At 59.5% G+C, this 22,401-nt stretch carries 20 protein-coding genes; 5 read left to right on the top strand and 15 right to left on the bottom strand.

Features of this window, described 5'->3' with window-relative positions; all coding sequences use genetic code 11:
* Positions 1 to 145 precede the first annotated feature (145 nt).
* The 15 genes from purF to ACR0J2_RS03320 all read right to left on the bottom strand — a co-directional run bounded on the left by purF (position 146) and on the right by ACR0J2_RS03320 (position 14,966).
* Positions 146 to 1,669, bottom strand: a complete 1,524-nt coding sequence (gene purF, locus ACR0J2_RS03390; RefSeq protein WP_170610695.1) for an amidophosphoribosyltransferase — start codon at positions 1,667 to 1,669, stop codon at positions 146 to 148.
* 649 nt (positions 1,670 to 2,318) lie between these two features.
* Positions 2,319 to 2,888: a CvpA family protein gene (locus tag ACR0J2_RS03385; protein WP_170610697.1), complete on the bottom strand. Its 570-nt coding sequence runs from the start codon at positions 2,886 to 2,888 to the stop codon at positions 2,319 to 2,321.
* A gap of 40 nt (positions 2,889 to 2,928) precedes the next feature.
* Complete coding sequence (gene radA / locus ACR0J2_RS03380) at positions 2,929 to 4,293, bottom strand: DNA repair protein RadA (RefSeq protein ID WP_170677391.1); 1,365 nt, start codon at positions 4,291 to 4,293, stop codon at positions 2,929 to 2,931.
* Between the two features lie 133 nt (positions 4,294 to 4,426).
* Positions 4,427 to 5,209, bottom strand: coding sequence for a DNA repair protein (locus ACR0J2_RS03375; protein ID WP_480811663.1), 783 nt, complete (start codon positions 5,207 to 5,209; stop codon positions 4,427 to 4,429).
* Positions 5,210 to 5,362: 153 nt separating this feature from the next.
* Positions 5,363 to 5,815, bottom strand: coding sequence for a paraquat-inducible protein A (locus tag ACR0J2_RS03370; RefSeq protein ID WP_480811662.1), 453 nt, complete (start codon positions 5,813 to 5,815; stop codon positions 5,363 to 5,365).
* A 4-nt stretch (positions 5,816 to 5,819) separates the two neighbouring features.
* Positions 5,820 to 6,329 (bottom strand): HEPN domain-containing protein, encoded by a 510-nt coding sequence (locus ACR0J2_RS03365; protein WP_480811661.1) that lies wholly within the window; start codon positions 6,327 to 6,329, stop codon positions 5,820 to 5,822.
* 38 nt (positions 6,330 to 6,367) lie between these two features.
* Positions 6,368 to 7,114: an ABC transporter ATP-binding protein gene (locus ACR0J2_RS03360; protein ID WP_170610710.1), complete on the bottom strand. Its 747-nt coding sequence runs from the start codon at positions 7,112 to 7,114 to the stop codon at positions 6,368 to 6,370.
* Complete coding sequence (locus ACR0J2_RS03355) at positions 7,111 to 7,893, bottom strand: MlaE family ABC transporter permease (protein WP_170610714.1); 783 nt, start codon at positions 7,891 to 7,893, stop codon at positions 7,111 to 7,113. The genes ACR0J2_RS03360 and ACR0J2_RS03355 overlap by 4 nt, the downstream gene beginning before the upstream one ends.
* The gene (gene alr, locus ACR0J2_RS03350; protein WP_480811660.1) at positions 7,890 to 8,924 is read right to left on the bottom strand and encodes an alanine racemase; all 1,035 of its coding nucleotides are present in this window, start codon (positions 8,922 to 8,924) and stop codon (positions 7,890 to 7,892) included. Before alr ends, ACR0J2_RS03355 begins: the two co-directional genes overlap by 4 nt.
* Before the next feature lie 46 nt (positions 8,925 to 8,970).
* Positions 8,971 to 9,909, bottom strand: a complete 939-nt coding sequence (locus ACR0J2_RS03345) for an isopenicillin N synthase family dioxygenase (RefSeq protein ID WP_480811659.1) — start codon at positions 9,907 to 9,909, stop codon at positions 8,971 to 8,973.
* Between the two features lie 174 nt (positions 9,910 to 10,083).
* Complete coding sequence (locus ACR0J2_RS03340; RefSeq protein ID WP_170610722.1) at positions 10,084 to 11,574, bottom strand: replicative DNA helicase; 1,491 nt, start codon at positions 11,572 to 11,574, stop codon at positions 10,084 to 10,086.
* Between the two features lie 200 nt (positions 11,575 to 11,774).
* Positions 11,775 to 12,452, bottom strand: a complete 678-nt coding sequence (locus tag ACR0J2_RS03335) for an orotate phosphoribosyltransferase (protein ID WP_170610725.1) — start codon at positions 12,450 to 12,452, stop codon at positions 11,775 to 11,777.
* A 401-nt stretch (positions 12,453 to 12,853) separates the two neighbouring features.
* Entirely contained in the window at positions 12,854 to 13,345 is a 492-nt protein-coding gene (locus tag ACR0J2_RS03330) for a CinA family protein (protein WP_480811658.1), read from the bottom strand.
* On the bottom strand, positions 13,342 to 13,839 hold the full coding sequence (locus ACR0J2_RS03325) for a phosphatidylglycerophosphatase A family protein (RefSeq protein ID WP_480811657.1): 498 nt from the start codon (positions 13,837 to 13,839) through the stop codon (positions 13,342 to 13,344). The genes ACR0J2_RS03330 and ACR0J2_RS03325 overlap by 4 nt, the downstream gene beginning before the upstream one ends.
* A complete protein-coding gene (locus ACR0J2_RS03320) occupies positions 13,836 to 14,966 on the bottom strand; it encodes a bifunctional 2-C-methyl-D-erythritol 4-phosphate cytidylyltransferase/2-C-methyl-D-erythritol 2,4-cyclodiphosphate synthase (protein WP_480811656.1) in 1,131 nt (376 codons plus the stop codon). Before ACR0J2_RS03320 ends, ACR0J2_RS03325 begins: the two co-directional genes overlap by 4 nt.
* Positions 14,967 to 15,147: 181 nt before the next feature.
* Between ACR0J2_RS03320 and dusB the strand changes: the two genes are divergently transcribed.
* From dusB to ntrX, 5 genes are all read left to right on the top strand, one after another.
* Positions 15,148 to 16,131, top strand: a complete 984-nt coding sequence (gene dusB, locus ACR0J2_RS03315) for a tRNA dihydrouridine synthase DusB (protein WP_480811655.1) — start codon at positions 15,148 to 15,150, stop codon at positions 16,129 to 16,131.
* Positions 16,128 to 17,195 (top strand): ATP-binding protein, encoded by a 1,068-nt coding sequence (locus ACR0J2_RS03310; protein WP_170610739.1) that lies wholly within the window; start codon positions 16,128 to 16,130, stop codon positions 17,193 to 17,195. The genes dusB and ACR0J2_RS03310 overlap by 4 nt, the downstream gene beginning before the upstream one ends.
* A 42-nt stretch (positions 17,196 to 17,237) precedes the next feature.
* Positions 17,238 to 18,605 carry a response regulator gene (locus tag ACR0J2_RS03305; protein ID WP_480811654.1) on the top strand — a complete coding sequence of 456 codons (1,368 nt, stop codon included), beginning with the start codon at positions 17,238 to 17,240 and terminating at the stop codon, positions 18,603 to 18,605.
* A gap of 99 nt (positions 18,606 to 18,704) precedes the next feature.
* Entirely contained in the window at positions 18,705 to 20,993 is a 2,289-nt protein-coding gene (locus ACR0J2_RS03300) for a sensor histidine kinase NtrY-like (protein WP_480811653.1), read from the top strand.
* Positions 20,990 to 22,399 carry a nitrogen assimilation response regulator NtrX gene (gene ntrX / locus ACR0J2_RS03295; protein ID WP_170610749.1) on the top strand — a complete coding sequence of 470 codons (1,410 nt, stop codon included), beginning with the start codon at positions 20,990 to 20,992 and terminating at the stop codon, positions 22,397 to 22,399. The genes ACR0J2_RS03300 and ntrX overlap by 4 nt, the downstream gene beginning before the upstream one ends.
* The last annotated feature ends 2 nt before the right edge of the window (positions 22,400 to 22,401 follow it).

Genomic DNA, 22,401 nt, shown 5'->3' with positions numbered 1-22,401 from the left:
CACGGGCAAGTGATCACGCTGGCAGGAACTGGTTGGATTCACGCAGCGTTCGCCGCCGGGTTGTGAGCGGAAACCCACTCATACATAGCATTCGGGCGGTGGGTTGGTTCGAATCGTGCGGCCGGATCGCTTCAGTTGGCGCCGTTCAGCCAGACGCGAGCTTGGCTGCGTTCCACGACCCGCCGACAACCATCATGTCCTGTTTCTTCTGGCTGACCCGGCTGCTGTTTTCGAGGCTTTCAAGATATTCCTCGCTGACACTTCCGGTTGGGTAATTGCCGTCAAAACACGAGCAGTCGAATTGCTTGATCTCGGGGTTGCCTTCTTTTGCGGCCCAGATCAGGTCATCCAGTTCCTGATAGAACAGGGCGTCCGCGCCCAGTTCCTGGCGGATTTCCTCGATTGTTTTGCCGTTGGCGATCAGTTCATGCTTGGTGGGCATGTCAATGCCGTAGACATTCGGGTATTTGACCGGGGGCGAGGCGCTGGCGACGTACACCTTTTTGGCGCCGGCCTCGCGGCACATCTGGACGATTTTCTTGATCGTGTTGCCGCGCACGATCGAATCGTCGATCAGCAGAACGTTCTGGTCCTCGAACTCAAGCGGAATGGCATTCAGCTTGCGGCGCACGGATTTCTGTCGTTCCTGCTGGCCAGGCATGATGAATGTGCGCCCGACGTAGCGGTTTTTGACCAGACCTTCGCGATAGGGGATGCCGGTGATCTTGGCGGCCTCGAGCGCGACGGGGCGTGCGCTGTCCGGCACGGGGATGATGCGATCAATCTCAAGCCCCGCCGCCTCGATCTGGCGGGCCAGCGTTTGGCCCATGCGCATCTGTGTTTTGTAGACCGAGACGCCGTCCAATAGCGAATCCGGCCGCGCAAGGTAGACGTATTCGAAGATACAGGGGGTCAGTTGGCCCTCAACCGCCTGGAACGCGTGCATGTTTCCTTCCAGATCGATCAGGATCGCCTCACCGGGTTTCACGTCACGCAGCTTGTCAAAGCCGTTGATGCCGAATGCCACGTCTTCGGACGCAAAGGCATAGTCGTCGCCATCTCCGTCCACATCGCGTTTGGCAACGGACAAGGGGCGGATTCCATAGGGATCGCGGAACGCCAGCATGCCGACGCCGGCAACCAGACAGATCACCGAATAGGCGCCCTGAACCCGCTCCATCGTCATCTTTACGCCGGCAAAGATATTCCGAATGGGCTCGGCATTGCCGTTGACCTTGATGGCATCGGCCACTTTGTCGGCCAGAACGTTCAGCAGGATTTCCGAGTCGGATGTGGTGCGCAGGTGGCGGCTGTATTTGCCGGTGACCTTCTCGCGCTGTTCTGCGGTGTTGGTGATGTTGCCGTTATGAACAAGATAGATGCCGTAAGGCGCGTTCACGAAGAACGGTTGCGCCTCGGCCGCGCTGAGCGAACCTGCCGTGGGATAGCGGACATGACCAATACCGGTTTTCCCCAGAAGGGTTTCGGCGTCTTGCGCGTTGAAGACGTCCTTGACCAGCCCGTTCGCCTTCTTTTCACGAAAGTACTCACCGTTATATGTGACGATGCCCGAGGCGTCCTGACCCCGGTGCTGCAGCATCAGCAGCCCGTCATAGATTTCCGCAAAGACATCATGTGTCCTGCTTGCGATCCCCAAAATCCCACACATGTACGGGCTCCAATTCCTATGACGTTCTTGTGGTGAGTGTTCTCAATGGCCGGAACCGGAGTATTTGCCGGATGGTATTCGTACCCGTTGTCGCCAGTCTTCAGACCGGCAAAGTCGCGCCATCGCAAAAAGGGCAAGCGCGAAAGAAAACAGATACAGCAAGACCGGCAGCTCCGATTCCATGTCGGTTCGGTTCCACATAATACCTAACGGCGCGTGTGTCATCTAACGATCACAATCGCGATTTGCCGCAGGCCAATATTTGTCTGAATTCACGCGGAAGATGACATTTTTACCGACTTATGCTGTCATGCGAACAATGCCGACCGTTAAGGCGGTTTGTTACCGGACTGGATGTTACCTATGTGGCAGCATAAGCCAAAGGCCAAGGAAGCGGCCGCAGCAAAGCGCCGATGTCACCGATGCCGGGGCATGGGACGTGCGCCATGCCAGATCTGCAACGGTGCCGGAGAAGTGGTCAAAAGCCGCGATATCCTTGGCAAACCGATCTCAAGCAGATGCGACGGATGTTTTGGGTTGAAAACGATCCGATGTACGGTCTGCGGCGGCGAGGGGTTTGTCTGAGACCCGCAAACAAAAAGGCCCGGGCATTGCCGGGCCTGTCTGCAAACTCAACTGATAAGGCGTATCAACCTTCCGAGTTGCCCGCGGTGCAGCTGGCGACCAGTTCTTCATACTGGGTCGTAACCCAACCTAAGGCCGCTTCGGGGTTTTGCTCTTCGATCTTGCCACTGAACTGTTCGAAGACTTTGGCCGAACGGCTTTCGTCAACGATGGTATAGCTTTGGCCGGTCATCACCGTGTCGTAGACAAAGAAGGCGATGGCCACCAACAGAATGCCCCGCGCGATGCCGAAGAAAAAACCGAGTGCCTGATCCAGGCCGCCAAGCGCCGAGCGCTGGACCAGCGATGAAAACAGCGGCGTGAAGATGCTGACCACGATCAGTGCGATGGCAAAGACACCCGCAAAGCCGGTGATCACCGACAATTCGCAGCTGTCGCGCAGGAAGTCTCCGACGACCGGGATTTCCTTGACCAGCGGAACGGCCTGTGGTGCGAAGATAAAGGCCAGAACTGCGGCGGCGACCCAACCTGCGATGGCCATAACCTCGCGCATGAATCCGCGCGAATAGGCCAGAATGCCCGACAGCACGACGATCAGGGCGACTACCCCGTCAATTATTGTAAAACCTTCCATGGCCCTCGCCTGTTCGTTTTCTGCCCCTCGGGGCGCGACTTTAACCTGCTCCGAAGGTTTCGCCAACAAACCCGACCAAATCAGAGGGTCGGGTGAGTGTCAGACCTGCCACAGTGCCGGTTTTGCCACCTGCCGGAGCAATTGCCGCCGTGAAACCAAGTTTTTGCGCTTCTTTCAACCTGTTTTCGGTCTGCGGGGCCGGTCTAAGTGCCCCGGAAAGAGAGATTTCTCCGAAAACGACCGTGTCGGCGGGCAGGGCCGTGTCCTCACGCGCGCTGAGCAGTGCTGCGGCCACAGCCAGATCGGCAGCGGGTTCGCTAACTTTCAGCCCGCCTGCCACGTTCAGGTAGACATCGAGACCGGCAAAGGGGATACCACATCGGGCTTCGAGTACGGCGAGGATCATCGCAAGCCTTCCGCTGTCCCACCCGACGACAGTGCGGCGGGGCTGGGAATGCGGCGACGGTGCGACGAGGGCCTGCAACTCCACCAGCACGGGCCGGGTGCCCTCGATCCCGGCAAAGACGGCCGAGCCTGGGCTGGGTGTGCCACGTTCCGACAGGAACAGGGCCGAGGGGTTCGTGACCTGTGCCAGCCCTTTGCCGGTCATTTCGAACACTCCGATTTCGTCGGCGGGGCCAAAGCGGTTCTTGACCGCGCGCAGGATGCGGAACTGATGGCCACGCTCGCCTTCGAAATACAGCACCGTGTCGACCATATGCTCGACCACGCGGGGACCGGCGATCTGGCCTTCCTTGGTGACATGGCCAACCATGATGATCGAGACCCCGTGGCGCTTTGCAAAGGTCGTCAGCTCGTGAGCCGCTGCGCGAACCTGAGACACTGAACCGGGGGCGCTGTCGACATTGTCGGCCCACATGGTCTGAATCGAGTCGATGATCGCGAGGCCCGGTTTTTCCGTTTCCAGCGTTGTCAGAATATCGCGCAGGTTGGTTTCAGCGGCGAGTTGCACGGGGGCGTCTTCCAGACCCAGACGGCGCGCGCGCATGCGGACCTGCGCGCTGGCTTCTTCGCCCGAGACATAGATCGTCTTGACGCCTGCCCGGGCAAATCTGGCCGCTGCCTGCAACAGCAGGGTGGATTTGCCGATGCCGGGGTCGCCACCGACCAACAGGGCCGAGGCCGGCACAAGACCGCCGCCTAACACCCGGTCCAGTTCCTCGACGCCGCAAAGGGTGCGCGGCGGGGGTGTTTCCTCGGTCGACAGGTCGGACAGCGCTACGGCCTGTCCACGCTTGCCGCCCAGCGATTTCTTCGCCGGGCCGGCGGAAAGGGGGGTTTCCTGAGTGATGGTGTTCCATTCACCGCAGGCGTCACATCGTCCGGACCAGCGGGAATGCGACGCGCCGCAGGCGTTGCAGGAGAAAGAAGTCGTTTTAGCCATGGCGCAATTCGTGCCCGAGCCGGGGCGGTTCTTCAAGCCCTTGCGGGGCTTTCTTCACCGCCGGTGGCGGCCACGACCTCGGGCCCTGCGGGCCGTCGGCCATGGCGGGCGCTGGCGCGCCGGGGTGGGTGGCTTATTCGGCGGCCCGGGGCGGTGACATGGCAATGACGCTTGCGGCGCTGGGGTCACTTCCGTCGGGCGGTGTTTGCAATTGGGTCGAAAGTTCAGGCAGAAGCTCGAACAGTTCATCGCGAAGGCGCGCAAGCTGGGATTTGGCGATGGATTCCTCGATCTCGATATCGCGGGTCCACTGGCGCAGCTCGTGCTGAACGGTCTGGGCATCTTCGATTCGTTGACGGAACAGCTCAATCTCTTCTTGACGTTGTTTCAGGAAGGTGCGGGCGCGGGCCACTTTGTCCGCGCCATAGGTCTGTGCCAGTTCGTGGCTGACCTGGCTCATCTGTGCGGCCAGTTCCAGAACCTCAGGTTCGAGCGACTGAAGGTCCGGGTGATCGCGCAGAAAGGCTAGGCGTTCCTTCACCGCGTCGAATTCGGAGGCAAGCGCGAAGGCTCCGCTGCGGTCGGCGGCATGGGCCACCTGATAGGCATCGACCACATCCTGCATGTTCACGGAAAACTTTCGATGCGTCTTTTCCAGCGCCATCATTCTGGCGTTTGAGGGCAGGTAGAAGGCCAGCATGAGAATCAGTGCAGTCAGGCCGAGCTGGACAAACATGCCCGCATCTATTGTGCCCGATCCGGCAATTCCGGCCTGCACCGACAACCAGGGCCAGACACCGGCGGCCGATAGAGTGGTGGCCAAAACCGCTGCGAGGGCCGACGCGCAGATCAGGAAAAAAGTCAGTCGTAGAAAGGCATTCTGACATTGCAATGTGATAGTATGGATGGCGTCCATGACGTCCCAACTCCTTCTCGCAAACCGGCACTGGCCGGGTCCGGGCGGCGGGGTTCGTCAAACACACAACGTGATCCGCAATGGACCGGCAAGGTACAAAAACAAAACTGCTCGAATTAGGAAGATGATACTCAGTATAATGATTTCAATCAATTAGACCTGAGGATTTCGTGAACTGCATGTCATTTCCGTAACGTGGCCCACGGCGATTGACGCCAGAATACAGCCCGTGAACAGATAAAGACCCCACGCCGTTTCGATGGTCGCGTAGGAGATACCCTTGGCCAGCGTGATGTAAAGCGCGATGAGGAAAATGTCGGCCATGGCCAGCTTGCCGAGGATATTGAGCGCGGGCTGAACGCGGGCATCCAGCAGGTCCCATTGGACCAGCGCGGTGCCGATGGTTTTGACGTAGGGCGCGAAGAGGGCGAAGACGGTGACGATCAGAGCGAGGAAGACGTCGGATCTCCAGAGGGATTGCAGGCCGGTGATGACGCTGATTTCGCTGAGGCCGAAGATCGGCAGTAGACCGGCTCGCATCAGCGGGGCGAACCATGCGATGGGGTAGAGGATCAGGAGGGATAGGGTGGCGAGGCGGAGGGTCATCGCACTAGTCGCGATGCCACGTTTTTTTTTCTTCACGCAACCTGAGCTGAAGGGCTTGGATAACGATCATAAGTGCCTCAATGTCGGGTGCGGCATGGCTTCCGAGGTATGGATACCGAGAAACGTATGGGCGGTCGTACACCCGATCAAGCAGATCTACGTGTATTCCCAGTGTCCGGTACAATTTGGCAAGTTCATTCGCTTCTAGGTGCTCGTCTACCTCAACTAGCTCTTCCGGCAGTTCGACGTTTTGAAGAAGAGCTGAAATCTCGGCCTCAAGGTTAGGGTCGTCAAGGATTTCAAAGAGCTTAGATATACTGTGTGTTTTGCTGTTATCGATGCCGCGACACGCTATCAACCCCTTGAGGCTAGTTTCGAGAGAAACGCCCACTAATTGCGAAAGGGGGCGTAGAATTAGTAGTTTGTCCCAATAGAAGCGATGCCGATTTGCGAACTCTGCTTCCCAAATAATCTTCGCTGCTTGTAAGTATTTCTCAGAAATTTGAGCGAACAAGTGGGGGCTCATTGACTCCCGTTCGTCTAAGAACTTTGTCACCGCACCGCCTCAATCGGCCCTTCCGCGCTCCCGCTGATGAACTGCTCTACATAAGGATCACCCGAGGCGTCCATCTGGCCGACCGGGCCGGTCCACTGGATCACACCTCCGTGCAGCATGGCCACGTTGTCAGCAATTGCGCGGACGGAGCTCATGTCGTGGGTGATGGTCATCGCGGTAGCGCCCATCTCGGTCACGATCTCGCGGATCAGATCGTTGATGACGCCGGACATGATCGGGTCCAACCCCGTTGTGGGCTCGTCGAAAAAGATGATTTCGGGCTCGGCAGCAATGGCGCGCGCGAGGCCCACGCGTTTTTGCATGCCGCCCGACAGTTCGGCCGGAAAGCGGTCGGCGACGTTGGATTTCAGGCCCACGCGGCGCAGTTTCTCGATGGCGATTTCGCGCGCCTCATCAGCAGGGCGTTTCAGCGAACCGCGCAGCAGGCGGAAGGCGACGTTTTGCCAGACAGGCAGGGAGTCGAACAGCGCAGCCCCCTGAAACAGCATCCCAAAGCGCGCAAGAAACGCATCTCGGTCACCCTTAGTGGCGTCTTTGCCATCGACATAGATCATGCCACTGTCGGGCTTGATCAGGCCGAGGATGCATTTCAGCGCCACGGACTTGCCGGTGCCCGAACCGCCGATGATGACCATCGAGGTGCCTTTGGGGATCTCAAGGTTCATGCCCTGCAGCACTTGATTGTCGCCAAAGGCTTTCTGTACGTTCTCCATCCGGATCATAGCGAGAAGAACACCCCTGTCAGAACAAAGTTTGCGGCGAGGATCAGCACAGCGGCGGCCTCGACCGAGCCCTTGGTGGCGCGGCCCACGCCCTGCGCGCCGCGGCCCGAATTCATGCCGTAGTAACATCCCATGATGGCTGCGATCATGCCGAAGGCTGCACCTTTGACCAGCGACGAAACGATATCGCGGGTTTCCAGGAAATCCACGGTGTTTTTCAGATAGGCCGCCGGGTTGAAGCCCAGGTTTTGCGTGGCGACCGTATAGCCGCCCATGATGCCGATTACGTCGCCAACCGCGACCAGAGCAGGCACGGTGATCAGCGCCGCCAACACACGTGGTGCGGTGAGGTATTTCATCGGGTGCGTGGACAGCGTGACCAGCGCGTCGATCTGCTCGGTCACTTTCATTGTCGCGATCTCGGCGGCGATGGACGAAGTTACGCGCGCGGCGATCATCAGGCCAACCAGCACCGGACCAAGCTCGCGTACCATGCCGATCGCAACGATCTGGGGCACGACGGCTTCGGCATTGAAACGCGCGCCGCCCGCGTAGATCTGCAGCGCCAGCGCGCCGCCGGTGAAAATCGCGGTCAGGCCGACGACGGGCAGCGACAGCCAGCCGATATTCAGCAGCGCGATGCCGAATTCGCGCGGGTAAAACGGCGGGCGAAAGATATGAGAGACCGCATCCAACGCGAACAGTCCGACACGGCCGAATGCCGCCAGCATGGTCAGGACGACGCGTCCAAGACCACCCAGAAGGGAAAGGGGGTTCATTCCACGTAGCCCTTGGAGTATCGGTTGCCCAGTGAGGTCAGGATTTCATAGCCAATGGTACCTGCGGCCTCGGCCAGATCATCCACGGTTTGATGTCCGTTCAGAATGCGCAGACGCTCGGGCGCATGCGGCAGGTCGGTGACATCGACGGTGATGAGATCCATCGAGATGCGGCCGACCACGGGGCATGGCTGATTGCCAGAGAACATGTCTATGCCGCCACCGATGGCGCGGTGCAGCCCGTCGGCATAGCCAGCCGCGACGGTTGCAATCCGTGACGGTCGGCGCGCGGCCCAGCTGTTGCCATAGCCAACGGTTTCACCCACGGCCAGATCCCTGATCTGCACAACAGGCAGATCGGCTGTCACGACGGGTTTTGCGGCGGCGAACGGCAGACCGCCATATAGTCCGACGCCCGGGCGACAGAAGTCGAAATGGAATTCGGGTCCCAGCAAGATGCCGCCGGTGGCCGCCAACGATCTGGGAGCGGCAACCCCGTCTGTCATCTCGCGGAAGGTGCGCAACTGTTGTTGGTTCATAGGGTGATCGGGCTCGTCCGAACAAGCCAGATGTGACATCACCACGACCGGGTTCAGCGCCTCGGCCTGCGGGCGCAGTGCGGCCCAGTCGGAAGGTTCCAATCCCAGACGGTTCATGCCGCTGTCGAGCTGAATGCCAAAGCCGTGATCCGGCAGTGCCTCGCGATGGCGCTGAAACTGCTGGGGCGAGTTGATCAATGGTGTCAGATCGTGATCCCGCAGCAGATCGGCGTCGCCTTCCATATGGCCGGAGAACACGCCGATCATCGGACCGGGGCCGACCGCCTGCCGGACAACGGCGCCTTCTTCGGCGACGGCGACAAAGAACTTCCGGACGCCTTCTTCGGCCAGCGTCGCCGAGACAGGCCCGGCACCCAGGCCATAGGCATCCGCCTTGACCACGGCGCCGGTTTCGACATCCGTTTTTGCGTCGAGCGCCCGCCAATTGCTGGCGAGCGCCTGAAGATTGATCGTCAAACGTGCAGTACTCATGGAACTGTTCATGACATTGGATCGCGGCAGGTCAAGAGGGAATGCTTCAATTCCCCTCGGGTTTATGGGCCTCATAAGCAGCTTCAAGCTCAGATCGCAGGAAATCGGCAAACAACAAAGGCTTGAACCCGGGGGCGCCGGTGCCGGGCAGAGGTTCGACAATTGTGCTCACATGCGGGTCAAAGAAGAACGGCACGCTGTATCGTTCACGACCCGAACGGTTGATGACGCGATGCGGTGTGGACAACAGGCGGCCATTCGACATCCGATGCAGCATATCCCCGACATTGACGACAAATGCCCCGGGGCGTGTGGGGACATCGACCCAATTTCCGGCAGGGGTTCTGACCTGCAATCCACCCACCTGATCCTGCGCCAGCAAGGTCAGGCAACCAAAATCGGTATGGGGTGCCGAGCCGAACAGATCACCAGGGCTGGCTTCAGATTGCGGTGGATAGTGCAGCAACCGCAGCCAGATGGTCGGAGTGTCGAAGGCCGAAAGAACAGAAAAATCGGTGGCACTACTGGCCTTCAGGGCAATTCTCATCAACCTGCGCCCCAGATCGGACATGGCGCGGGCATAGGCCTCCAGCGTGGTCCGAAAACCCGCCAGATCCGGCCACCGGTTCGGGCCTGACAGGTAGATACCGGGATCGGCCTTTGTGTCTTCGCGCATCATCATGAAGCTTGCCGACTGATTGGGTTTGGTCACATCGGCCAGGGTCGAGTTTACATCCGTTGACGTATCGATGGCGATATAGCCGCGGTGGGTTCGGTCAACGGCGATCGCAAGCTTTTTGTCAAGCGGCAGCGCGTGAAACTGTCTTGAGACCTCGAAGACATCGCTGATCAGACCGGCATCTATGCCGTGATCCTCGATATAGCCGAAGCCTGTTGTTCCATAAGCAGCCCGAAAATCGGCTGCGATTTCATCCTCGGGGCGCGCGCCCAGACGGATGACGGGGATTTCAGTGAATTCTGTCATTGTTCTTTCGCTTTGTTGAGGAAGATTGCAGGGGCAGAAAATGCCCCCGATCTATCCGGCAAAGCGTTTGCGGCGGTGCCCGAAGTGGCGTTCAAGCACCACGCGACGGGGTTTATGAGCAAGACAAAACAGCATGGCCCGATCCGTGCATATCAGTTTGCCCAGGTCAAGGGATCAATACCCTTCGATCTGTCCGCCCTGTTGCCAGGGTTTGACCAGATTTCCGAAACGGGTGAACTGGGCCTCGAAGGACAGCTCGACCGTGCCGATGGGGCCGTGACGCTGCTTGCCGACGATGACTTCGGCCTTGCCGTGCAGGCGTTCCATGGCCTGCTTCCACTCTTCCATCTTTTCCAACTCGTGATCGCCGGGCTTTTCGCGTTCCTTGTAGTATTCCTCGCGGAACACGAACATCACCACGTCCGCATCCTGTTCGATCGATCCCGATTCCCGCAGATCGGACAGTTGTGGGCGCTTGTCGTCGCGGTTTTCGACCTGACGGGAAAGCTGAGACAGCGCGATCACCGGGATGTTCAGTTCCTTCGCGATGGCTTTCATGCCCATCGAAATCTCGGCGATCTCGTTGACGCGGTTGTCGGACATGCCGCGGCAAAGTTGCAGATAGTCGATCACCAGCAGGTCCAGCCCATGGGTGCGTTTCAGCCGCCGTGCGCGGGCGGCCAGCTGTGAAATCGGCAGGGCGGGCGTGTCGTCGATGAACAGGGGGCACGCCTCAAGCTCCTTGGCGGCATCGACGAAGCGGCGGAACTCGGCTTCGGTCATGTCACCTTGGCGGATCTTGTGCGAGGAAATCTCGGACGCTTCGGCCAGAACCCGACCCGCAAGCTGCTCGGCGCTCATCTCCAACGAGAAGAAGCCGACCACTCCACCGTCAACCGCGCCCTCGCTGCCGTCCGACTTCAAGCCACGCTTGTACGCTTTGGCCACATTGAAGGCCACGTTGGTCGCCAGCGATGTTTTTCCCATCGACGGGCGGCCCGCCAAAATGATCAGGTCCGATGGGTGCAGGCCCCCCAGTTGCTTGTCCAGATCGGCCAGACCGGTGGAAATCCCCGCCATGCCGCCACCGCGCTGGTACGCCTCGTTGGTGACATTGACGGCTTCTGTGACCGCCTTGAGGAAGGATTGAAAACCCTGTTCGGTCTGGCCCTGCTCGGACAACTGGTAAAGCTGCTGCTCGGCCTCGACGATCTGTTCTTTTGGTTCGCTGGACACATCGACTCGCGCCGCCTTGTCCGAGATGTCCCGGCCCAGACGGATTAGCTCGCGCCGGATGGCGAGGTCATAGATCATTTGCGCGTAGTCATGCACCGCGAAGGCGCTGATCGAGGCGCCGGCCAGTTTGACCAGATAGGCCGGCCCGCCAAGTTCCTTCAGGCCTTCATCCTCGGCCATGAAAGATTTCAGCGTCACAGGCGAGGCCAGCGCATTCTTGGCGATGCGCGCGGCCGCGACTTCGTAGATGCGGGCGTGGACCGGATCATAGAAATGCTCGGCCCCGATGATCGAGGCTACCCGGTCATAAAGGTCGTTATTGGTCAGGATCGCGCCCAGAAGCTGCTGCTCGGCCTCGATGGAGTGCGGCATTGTTTCGGCGTTCTGAATTTGCGCCGCTGCCTGCTCGATACTGCTGATCTCGTTCATTGCTGTTCTCTTGCCCCTTGGACAGAGGCCATAACGCAGCGCCCTGAGTCGGCGCAAATTGTATGTTTTCTGGGGATAGCCTGTGCATATCTTCCCGCCCCATCATATTGCAGGATGGGGCGGGCATCCGTCAACATGTTGTGGATGGAGTGTCGGGCGTATTCGGCAATGTTTCCGATTGGGAAACGGTTTGCGTCACGTCAGCCCTTATTCGCTTCCTGCCAGCCGCGCGGGTCGTTCAGGAATGCCTCGACCCCATCAAGTGTTTCCTGATCAAACGCTTTTTGCGCCTTGGCCTCGGCCAGAACATCCCACCAGGTACACAGGCTGTGCAGTCGCACCCCATGATCACCCAGGGTTTTTTCGGTTTCGGGGAAGATGCCGTAGTAGAAGATAACGGCAGTATGCCCGCAGGTCGCGCCGGTTTCGCGGATCGCGTCGACGAAGGACAGTTTCGAGCCGCCATCGGTGGTAAGGTCTTCGACCAACAGAACGCGTTCGCCTTCGCTCATGGCGCCTTCGATCCGGGCGTTGCGGCCATACCCTTTGGGTTTCTTGCGCACATAGGTCATCGGCAGAGCCATACGTTCCGCCACCATCGCGGCAAAAGGGATTCCCGCGGTTTCGCCGCCTGCAATGTTGTCGAATGCTTCAAAGCCCGCATCGCGCATCACGGTGACGGTCAGGAAATCCATCAAGGTCGAACGGATGCGCGGGTACGAGATCAGCTTGCGGCAATCGATATAGGTCGGGCTGGGCAAGCCGCTGGCCAGAGTGAACGGCTCGCGTGCGTTGAAATGCACGGCCTTGATCTCCAGCAGCATCCGCGCGGTCAGGCGGGCGATTTCGGTGCTGTCGGGAAATGAACTGGGGATCATGGCGGAACCTCGGGGCTGAAATGACGTTGCGGGCTGATAGCCCGTCCAAAGGGGCGCTGTCGAGAGGGGTTGGCCCAAAAGAAAAGCGGACCCTGAATAAGGTCCGCTTTTGCCCTTGCGGGCTGCTGGACGGGCCTAGGTGGGCTAGGCCTGCCCGGATCAGGGCATTTACGCGAAAGGGACTTCGCTGTGCAACCGGCAATTTGCCGACCGCATAGTGTCAGTCATGCCTGTGCGATAACCGAAACAGTATGCCCGCAGTCAGGTGTGCCGGCCTGAGGAAACACGTTACAGATCAGCACTTTGTGAGCAATGTGGCAGAAGAAAAAGGGGGAACCGGCTGCCTGCGCCGCGGATGATGTTACTTGGCATCACGTGATTGTGCGTTGAGTGGTCTTAGGTCACAGGCCGTGAGTTTTGGCGCCTTTCTGGAGGTGCCGATACAACAGATCAAGGGCGTGGTCCCGTGCGGCAATGCGCACCTTGTCCCGGCCCAGGGCACCAAACTCGACGGTTTCGGTTATGGTGTCCTGGCCTTCGGCCGCCAGACCGAAGCACACACGACCTTCCGGCTTGAATTCAGACCCACCCGGACCGGCAATTCCGGTGACAGAAACAGTCAGCTGAGCGCCCGAATGCTTCAGCGCGCCCTCGGCCATTTCCCGGGCGACCTGCTCTGATACCGCTCCGTGGGCTTCCAGCGTGTCAGCCTGCACGCCAAGCATCTGCTGTTTGGCGGTATTGGTGTAGGTGACAAAGCCGCGTTCCACCACGGCAGAACTGCCGGGAATATCTGTCAGCGCGGCGGCAACAAGGCCGCCAGTGCAGCTTTCGGCTGTGGCGATCATCACCCCCTTTGCCTTGGCCCGATTCAGGATGTCGGTGACGCTCACAGGCCCAATACCCCATGCGAAAAGCCGGCCAGCAGCGCGACGCAGATGGCTGAAAACACACCGGCGATCACGTCATCCAGCATCACGCCCATTGGGTCGCCACGCCGGTCGGCCCAGCCGACAGGGCCGGGCTTGGTGATGTCGAACAGGCGAAACAGCACGAAACCCGCAACCCAACCGGGCCAGAGCGCGGTGATTTCCAGCCCGTGCGCCCAGGCCGGGTATGAAATTGCCCAGAGGGCGAGGAACTGCCCTGCAACCTCGTCAATCACGATTTCCGACGGATCGTGGTCATCCTGACCTGCGGTCATGACCTTTGTGGCCCAGAGCCCTGCGACAAAGACGATCAGAGTAGCCAGGGCCAGCAAGGGGAAGCCACCCAGCGTGTGCAATACCCAGACCATCGGCAGCGCGGCCAGTGATCCCCAGGTGCCGGGGGCGGGGCGCAGATAGCCTACGCCGCCAACGGTTCCAATCAGACGAGCCGCGTTCATGACTTCACCAGACAGGCCGTGGCCAGTGACGCGATGCCCTCACTGCGGCCGGTAAAGCCCAGACGTTCGGACGTGGTCGCCTTGACCGAGACCTGATCGGCCCGCAATCCCATGATGTTCGACATTTCTTCGCGCATCGCGGACGCGTGAGGGCCGATCTTGGGATATTCGCAAACAAGTGTGCAATCGACATTCGAGATGCGGTAGCCCATCTGTTCGGCCAGTTCGACCGCGTGCCGCAGAAATATCGCGCTGGCGGCCCCTTTCCATTGCGGATCCGATGGTGGGAAATGCTGACCGATATCCCCCTGTGCAAGTGCACCATAGATTGCGTCGGTTACGGCGTGCATCCCGACATCGGCATCTGAATGTCCCTGAAGCCCGCGATCATGCGGCACTTTTACACCGCACAGGATCACATGATCTCCATCGCCAAATCGGTGAACGTCGTACCCGTTGCCCAGCCTTACTTCCATGTTCGTTCCCATGATACGTTCCGCCCGGGCAAAATCCTCGGGTCGGGTGATTTTGATGTTGTCTGCGTCGCCGGGCACGATAGCCACGCCTATACCTGCCGCGCGGGCGACTTCAACGTCGTCCATGGCACCGCCGGGGTGTGCGGCATGGGCTGCAACGATGGCGTCATAGTGAAATCCCTGAGGGGTCTGGGCCGCATACAATCCAGTGCGATCCTGTGTGCCCGTGACAGCGAAGCCGTCCCCCGTCCAGAGCGCGTCGGTCACCGCCACCCCCGGTGCCGCGGCGATGTTGTCGTTCAGTGCCGCCAGTACGTCGAGGATGGTGGCGCGGCTGACACAAGGCCGGGCAACATCGTGGATCAGGACGTGTGTTACAGTCTTGTCCGCCAGTGCCTGCAAGCCATTACGGACAGACCCGGCGCGGTCTGCTCCTCCCGTCGCCACAATCAGATCGGTACCGCCAAATTCGGCTCGAGCGGCTTGGTCGTCGGGGGAAAGGACCAGGACGATGTGATCAACCAGTCCCCGGAACCTGTCGATTGTCCAGTCGGCCACGCGACGTCCGGCCAAGTTGTGCCATTGTTTTGGCGTTCCGCCACCCGCGCGCATTCCGCGTCCGGCGGCGACAATAATGGCGGCGGTGGTCATGAGGTCTGCTCTCCTGCGTTGGGTCATTGTTTAGGATGCGGTGAATGCAGAGGCAATCGCCCGCGTCAATCTGCCTAAAAATTAGGCATGTGATGATTTTGCAGGCTTGTGGCATGCGGATTTCTTGGTCATATGCGCAGAATTCGATATTAAATGCGCAACTGCCCAAGGAATAAGCACTTTGACCCTGCATCTTGCTGACAAGCCTTTGTACCCGCCGGTTTTGCTGGCGCCGATGGCCGGAATCACCGATCGCCCGTATCGCGATCTGGTGATGCGCTTTGGCGCGGGCATGGTTGTCAGCGAAATGGTCGCCAGCCAGGAAATGGTGCAGGCAAAACCGGGCGTGCGCGAACGGGCCGAGCTTTCGGCGGATGTCGAGAATACCGCCGTTCAGCTTGCCGGGCGCGAAGCACACTGGATGGCGGAAGCCGCGCGGCAGGTCGCTGATCGCGGCGCGCGGGTGATCGACATCAACATGGGCTGCCCGGCCAAGAAGGTGACCAACGGGTATTCGGGTTCGGCCCTGCTGAAAACGCCCGACCATGCCCTGACACTGATCGAGGCGGTGGTGGAGGCGGTGGATGTCCCAGTGACGCTGAAGACCCGGCTTGGTTGGGACGACAGCCTGCTGAACGCGCCGGATGTGGCGCGCAGGGCGCAGGATGCCGGTATTCGGATGGTCACGATCCACGGTCGAACACGGTGTCAGTTCTACAAGGGACACGCAAACTGGCAGGCCATCCGTGCGGTGAAAGAGGCAGTGACCATTCCGGTCATCGCAAACGGTGATATCGTTGACACGCAAACCGCACGGACCGCCTTGGATCACTCGGGCGCCGACGGCGTGATGGTCGGACGTGGGGCGCAGGGAAAGCCCTGGTTGCTGGCGCAGTTATGTCACGACCTGTTTGGTGCCGACGCGCCGGACGTTCCGACAGGGCTTGATCTGAGTGCGATGGTGCAGGAGCACTATCAGGCCATGCTGGACTTCTATGGACCCGACCTTGGTCTGCGCGTCGCGCGCAAGCATCTTGGGTGGTACATGGATGAAGCAGGAACGCCCGTCGGCTTGCGCCGCGCGATACTGACATCGCGTGATACATCCGAAGTTCTGCGTTTGATCGCGGATGCAATCCCGCATCAGGGGGAAGCGGCGGCATGACCTCGGACCAGAGCATTTGGGCCTCATTGCCGGTTCCCGCATTCATCATCGACGGTGACGACCGGATCGCCGACGTCAATTCGGCGGGTGAGGGGTTCCTGAACGCCTCGCGCCGTTCGGTTGTCGGGCATCCGGTGTGGGATCAGATAGCCGTCGACGCACCCCTGGAGGAGGCGTTTCTGAGGGCACGGCAGAATGGTTCGCCGTTGTTCGTCAATGATGTGGATGTTGGATCGGGCAGTCGTGCCCCGCTGCAATGTGCGCTGCAGATCGCGCCGTTGATGGGTCATCCGGGATCAATGATCATGATCCTTTCTCCGCGCGAACTGGCCGGACGGATGACTCGCGGGAACACGGTGAAATCCGCCGCGCAATCGGCTATCGGAATGGCCGAAATGCTGGCGCATGAGATCAAAAACCCGCTGGCTGGCATCACTGGAGCTGCCCAGTTGCTTAGCATGAATATCTCTCAGCAAGATATTGAGTTAACAGACTTAATTGTCGAAGAAAGCCGCCGGATCGTAAAGCTGTTGGAGCAGGTGGAGCAGTTCGGAAACCTGTCGCAGCCGGACTTCCAGCCGGTCAACCTGCATGACGTGCTGGACCGTGCGCGTCGTTCGGCGCTGTTGGGGTTCGGCGCACATATGAAGATCGTCGAGGATTATGATCCGTCGCTGCCGCTGGCTTATGGCGATCAGGACCAGATCCTGCAGGTCATTCTGAACCTTCTGAAAAACGCATCCGAGGCAGCCGGGCCGGAAGGCGGGACCATTCGCCTGCGCACCTATTTCGAACATTCATTTCGTCTGCGGCGCAACGATGGGTCCGGCCATTCCCTACCGCTGCAGATCGAAATCATCGATGACGGCCCCGGCTTGCCCGAAGACATCCTGAGCGACATTTTCGATCCCTTTGTCTCTGGCAGGGAAAACGGCACGGGTCTTGGTCTGGCGCTGGTCAGCAAGATCGTCTCCGACCACGACGGCTGGGTTTCGGCCGAGTCGGTTCCGGGCCGGACGGTTTTTCGCCTGTCACTCAGGCGGGCGCCACGGGACGCGCAATGAAATTGAAACCGGCGGCAAATGGCATAGCAAGGAGAACAGCAGATGGATGGCACAGTTCTGGTCGCAGATGACGACCGCACGATCCGGACGGTTCTGACGCAGGCACTGACCCGTGCGGGATGCAAGGTGCACGCAACTTCTTCTTTGACGACGCTGATGCGCTGGGTCGGAGAGGGCAAAGGCGATGTGGTCATCTCGGACGTGGTCATGCCGGACGGCAACGGGCTTGAGATGCTGCCGAAGATCGCGCAGGACAGGCCGGGATTGCCGGTTATCGTGATCTCGGCCCAGAACACGATCATGACGGCAATTCAGGCGGCTGAGGCCGACGCTTATGACTATCTGCCGAAGCCTTTTGATCTGCCGGATCTGATGAAAAGAACGGCCCGGGCGCTGGATCAGAAGCAACGCCCGCAGTCTGGTGCCCCGGAATTGGTTCGGGATCGCCCGGAAGAATTGCCTCTGGTCGGGCGTACGCCGGTTATGCAGGCGCTGTACCGGCTGGTGGCGCGGGTCATGAACACCGATCTGCCGGTTATGATTTCCGGTGAAAGTGGAACCGGCAAGTCATTGATTGCGAAGGCAATACATGACTTCTCGGATCGTCGGACATTGCCCTTTGTGTCCGTCACCGCGTCTGAGTTGCGGGATCTGGAAGGACCCGCCCGCGTCATGGCGCGGGTTCGGGGCGGCACCCTGCTGATCGACGAAATCGCAGATATCGAAGACGACATTCAGGCCCGGATCGTGCGGATGATGGACAGCCCGGGCGATCATCTGCCGCGCTTCATGGCAACCAGCCAGTCGGACCTGACCGAAGCAATGGAAAGCGGGCGCGTGCGCCAGGATCTGTATTATCGTCTGTGTGGCGCGACGATCCACGTTCCGGCCCTGCGTGAAAGAATGGACGACATTACTTTGCTGGCCGATCACTTTCTGGCACGGGAAGAGCGTGAGACCGGCACGAAACGCTGGCTCAGCGCCGAAGCGGTTGAACTGGTGCGCCGTTATTCGTGGCCCGGGAATGTGCGGCAACTGGAAAACGCGGTGCGCCGCCTTGGGCTGACCAGTCAGGCGGATGAGATATCCAAAACCGAAGTCGAGATGGTTCTGGGCAGCCAGCCTGAGGTCGAACCGGTTCTGGGGGGCGGAGAGCGTGAGAAACTGTCGGCCTCGGTCGCGCGGCATCTGCGGCGGTATTTCGATCTGCACGGCAACATGTTGCCGCCTCCGGGACTGTATCAGCGTATCCTGCGCGAAGTTGAGGCGCCGCTGATCGAAATCGCGTTGGACGCAACCGGCGGAAATCAGGCAAAATGTTCGGATTTACTAGGGATTAACCGAAATACGCTGCGAAAAAAGATCATCGACCTCGATATTGAGGTGACACGCCGTCGCAAACTGATGTAATATCGCCACACAAACCGTGGCATTCGGGTTTCTACCTGGCAAGGACCACGACATATGGCGGTAAGCCGCACAAGCGGCACATCAGGATGAGGGCAGACGGTGGCAACCCGGGCACAGAGCGGGCCAATACCATCGATTAATCGATGGCGAAAATCCCGAAAACTGCGCAATTTCGGCACCTTGGGGCTGGTTCTTCTGGGGCCAGCACTGGCGCTTGCCACCTATCTTGTCATTGGTCCGTTCGATCTGGGTTCGGCCGCGCCGACATTGCGCCTGATCCTGTTGGCCGACCTTGTCTATGTGCTGGTCGTGGCCGCACTTGTACTGAGTCAGGTCGGCAGTCTGATCGCGGCCCGACGCGCCAAGTCAGCAGGTTCCCGTTTGCATTTGCGCCTGATCGGCGCGTTCACGCTGCTGGCGCTGGTGCCGACTGTGACCGTGGCGATTTTTGCCGGACTGACCGTGAATATCGGTCTGGAGGGTTGGTTTTCGGATCGTGTGCGCGAAGTTGTCGGGTCGTCGCTCAGTGCGGCCGAAGCCTATGAACAGGAACACCGTCAGGGCCTGACACAGGACGCGACCGTTCTGGCCCGGTTTTTGGATAATGCTCGGTCTCTGGATTATTATATTTCTGACGCTGAGTTGCGCGAGGTTCTGGCCCAGGGCCAGTCGCAGATTCAGCGTGGCCTGCGTGAAGCTTATGTCATTGACGGTAGCGGCGATATCCGGGCCCGGGGCGACAGGTCTTACCTGTTCAACTACGAAGAACCCACGGCTGAGCAACTGGCGAACGCGACCCACCGGGGCCTGCTGATCATCGCGGACTGGCAAAACAGCGAATTCAGGGCGCTGGTCCCTCTGCGGGCGTATCTGGACCGTTACCTTTATGTCAGCCGTGACGTGGACGGGCAATTGCTGACCCTTTTGGATGACACCAAGGAAACAGCGCAGTTCTATCAGCAGCTTGAAAGCGAACGGGGCAGGGTGCTGTTTGAATTCGGCCTGTTGTATCTGGGTTTCGCGGTGATCCTGATCCTGGCGGCGATGTCGTTGGGCATGTGGTTTGCTGAACGCTTGTCTCGCCCGGTGGGCCGCCTGACCACAGCAGCGCAGCGTGTTGGCGCGGGTGACCTGAGCGTTCAGGTTATTGAAGAGGCCAGCGATGACGAGATCGCGATGCTGGGTCGGTATTTCAACCAGATGACCCGCCAGTTGAAAGGCCAGCGGGACACGCTGTTGGAAAACACTCGCCATATCGAACACCGTCGGCGCCTATTCGATTCAGTGCTCAGTTCTGTAACCTCAGGGGTCGTCGGAGTTGATCCTGACGGGTGCGTTACATTTGTGAACCGATCCGCCCAGCGTCTGCTGGACTGGTCGCGGGGCGAAGAACTTTTGGCGATCGGTATCGCGGTACCCGAGTTCCTGCCTTTGTTCGAGAACCTTAAGGAAAGCGGGCAAGAGGCTGTTCAGGAAGAGATAAAAGTCACCCGCAAGGGCCAGTTGGAGAACCTTCTGGTCCGCATGGCTACTCGGCGCGGTGAGGATGGCGGGTTGGAAGGTTATGTGGTTGCCTTTGACGACGTGACCGACCTGGTCAGCGCGCAGCGGATGGCAGCCTGGGGCGACGTGGCGCGCCGGATCGCGCATGAGATCAAAAACCCTCTGACACCGATTCAGTTGAGCGCCGAGAGGATCAAGCGGAAGTTCTCGCGCAAGCTGGACGAGGAGGACAGCAGCAGCCTGGAATCGATGACGGATGTCATTGTCCGGCAGACGAACGACCTGCGGCGCATTGTTGACGAATTCTCGAAGTTCGCTCGCATGCCTGAACCGGAACGGCGCGAGGAAAACATCGTTGATCTGGTGCGCGAGGCCGTTTTGCTCCAGCAGGCCGGGCAGCCGGATGTGCAGATCGATGCAGATCTGCCCAATCACGCGATTCCGGCGGATGTGGATGCGACGATGTTGAATCAGGCCCTTACCAACCTGATAAAGAACGCGGGCGAAGCTATTGGAACCTTGAAGGAAAAAGGTGCATCTGAAAACCTGAAACCGCAGATCAAGGTTAAGGTGTCGACAGATGATGCTGGGACGCAGATCACCATCGCGGACAACGGGGTCGGACTGCCGGAAGACCGGGCGCGTCTGTTTGAACCCTATGTGACCACCCGCGACGAGGGCACCGGCCTTGGCCTGCCCATCGTGAAGAAGATCATCGAAGAACATGGCGGAGCGCTGACTTTGGAAGACGCGCCCGTATTTGACGGACAGGACCATTTTGGCGCAATGGCCGTGATCCGGTTACCTGGGGGCAGTGATTCCCCGTCAGTCGCGCCACAGAAGCAGGCTATTAAAACCAACAAACTGAAAGCAGGCCAAAGATGAGCGACATTCTGATCGTAGATGACGAACGCGATATTCGCGAGCTGGTGTCCGACATTCTGGAGGACGAAGGCTATTCAACCCGACTTGCTGGCAATTCGGACGATTGCATGGCGTCGATCAACGCTGAACCTCCGGGTCTTTTGATCCTCGACATTTGGCTCAAGGACAGCCGAATGGACGGGATCGACATCCTGAAAGCGGTAAAGCGCGACAACCCGGACGTGCCCGTTGTGATTATTTCCGGTCACGGGAATATCGAGATTGCCGTAGCAGCCATCAAACAGGGCGCTTACGACTTTATCGAAAAGCCATTCAACATTGACCAGTTGATGGTGGTGATCCGGCGCGCGATGGAAACCTCGCGTTTGCGTCGCGAAAACGCGTCGCTCAAGCGCAAGGAAGTCAGCTGCTCGGACATGATCGGCAAATCGGCATCGTTCCGTGCGATGCAGGGCCAGTTGGACAAGGTGACGAAGTCCAATGGCCGCGTGATGCTGAGCGGCCCTGCCGGGTCGGGCAAGGAAATCGCGGCACGCTATATCCACGCACATTCCAATCGTGCCAATGCGCCTTTCGTGACCGTGAATTGCGCCGGGGTCGAGCCCGAGCGGATGGAAGAGGTGCTGTTTGGCCGCGAGACATCGGAACGCGGTGTTGAATCAGGCCTGCTTGAGGAAGCCCATGGCGGCGTGATCTTCTTTGATGAGGTCGCCGATATGCCATTGGGCACGCAGTCCAAGATTCTGCGGGTTCTGGTGGATCAGCAGTTTCAGCGGGTTGGCGGAACCGACAAGGTCCGGGTTGATCTACGCGTCATATCTTCGACCAATCGGGACTTGGAGGAAGAGATCACCGCTGAACGGTTCCGGGAAGAGTTGTATCACCGCCTGAATGTTGTTCCGATTGCGGTGCCGTCTCTAGAAGACCGGCGTGAGGACATTCCGGTATTGGCGCAGCACTTTATCGAAATGTGCAACGAAGCGCAGGGCTTGCCCGTTCGCGAATTGTCGGACGAGGCAATTGCACTGCTGCAGACCATGACATGGCCGGGCAATGTGCGTCAGCTCAAAAACCTGATCGAACGTGTGCTGATCCTGGGGGATGGAACCGGCCCGATCGAGGCGCGGGAACTGCCCAACGACGAGGAAAAGGCCGAAGATTCTGGTCGCGTGGTTCTGTCCGGCGCGCTGGCAACATTGCCGCTGCGCGAGGCGCGCGAGGCGTTCGAGCGGGAGTATCTGCTGACACAGATTAACCGTTTCGGCGGCAATATCAGTCGCACCGCCAGTTTCGTCGGGATGGAGCGCAGTGCGCTGCACCGCAAGCTGAAGTCGCTTGGCGTGGTCACATCGAACAAATCCGGCGCGCGTGTCGCGCAACTGGATGAACCGGAACCGGCGGAATAACC

The organism is Ruegeria sp. CG4 (assembly GCF_056537185.1).
This window is presented reverse-complemented; position numbering and strand designations above follow the sequence as displayed.

Excerpts from the sequence above, each read along its gene's own strand:
- ACR0J2_RS03340 (WP_170610722.1), bottom strand. The coding sequence starts at position 11,574 with ATGAACGAGATCAGCAGTATCGAGCAGGCAGCGGCGCAAATTCAGAAC.
- ACR0J2_RS03360 (WP_170610710.1), bottom strand. The coding sequence starts at position 7,114 with ATGATCCGGATGGAGAACGTACAGAAAGCCTTTGGCGACAATCAAGTG.
- ACR0J2_RS03335 (WP_170610725.1), bottom strand. The coding sequence starts at position 12,452 with ATGATCCCCAGTTCATTTCCCGACAGCACCGAAATCGCCCGCCTGACC.
- ACR0J2_RS03325 (WP_480811657.1), bottom strand. The coding sequence starts at position 13,839 with ATGAACGCGGCTCGTCTGATTGGAACCGTTGGCGGCGTAGGCTATCTG.
- ACR0J2_RS03310 (WP_170610739.1), top strand. The coding sequence starts at position 16,128 with ATGACCTCGGACCAGAGCATTTGGGCCTCATTGCCGGTTCCCGCATTC.
- ACR0J2_RS03305 (WP_480811654.1), top strand. The coding sequence starts at position 17,238 with ATGGATGGCACAGTTCTGGTCGCAGATGACGACCGCACGATCCGGACG.
- ACR0J2_RS03345 (WP_480811659.1), bottom strand. The coding sequence starts at position 9,909 with ATGACAGAATTCACTGAAATCCCCGTCATCCGTCTGGGCGCGCGCCCC.
- ntrX (WP_170610749.1), top strand. The coding sequence starts at position 20,990 with ATGAGCGACATTCTGATCGTAGATGACGAACGCGATATTCGCGAGCTG.
- ACR0J2_RS03320 (WP_480811656.1), bottom strand. The coding sequence starts at position 14,966 with ATGACCACCGCCGCCATTATTGTCGCCGCCGGACGCGGAATGCGCGCG.
- alr (WP_480811660.1), bottom strand. The coding sequence starts at position 8,924 with ATGAGTACTGCACGTTTGACGATCAATCTTCAGGCGCTCGCCAGCAAT.
- ACR0J2_RS03385 (WP_170610697.1), bottom strand. The coding sequence starts at position 2,888 with ATGGAAGGTTTTACAATAATTGACGGGGTAGTCGCCCTGATCGTCGTG.
- ACR0J2_RS03375 (WP_480811663.1), bottom strand. The coding sequence starts at position 5,209 with ATGGACGCCATCCATACTATCACATTGCAATGTCAGAATGCCTTTCTA.
- ACR0J2_RS03355 (WP_170610714.1), bottom strand. The coding sequence starts at position 7,893 with ATGAACCCCCTTTCCCTTCTGGGTGGTCTTGGACGCGTCGTCCTGACC.
- ACR0J2_RS03370 (WP_480811662.1), bottom strand. The coding sequence starts at position 5,815 with ATGACCCTCCGCCTCGCCACCCTATCCCTCCTGATCCTCTACCCCATC.
- radA (WP_170677391.1), bottom strand. The coding sequence starts at position 4,293 with ATGGCTAAAACGACTTCTTTCTCCTGCAACGCCTGCGGCGCGTCGCAT.
- purF (WP_170610695.1), bottom strand. The coding sequence starts at position 1,669 with ATGTGTGGGATTTTGGGGATCGCAAGCAGGACACATGATGTCTTTGCG.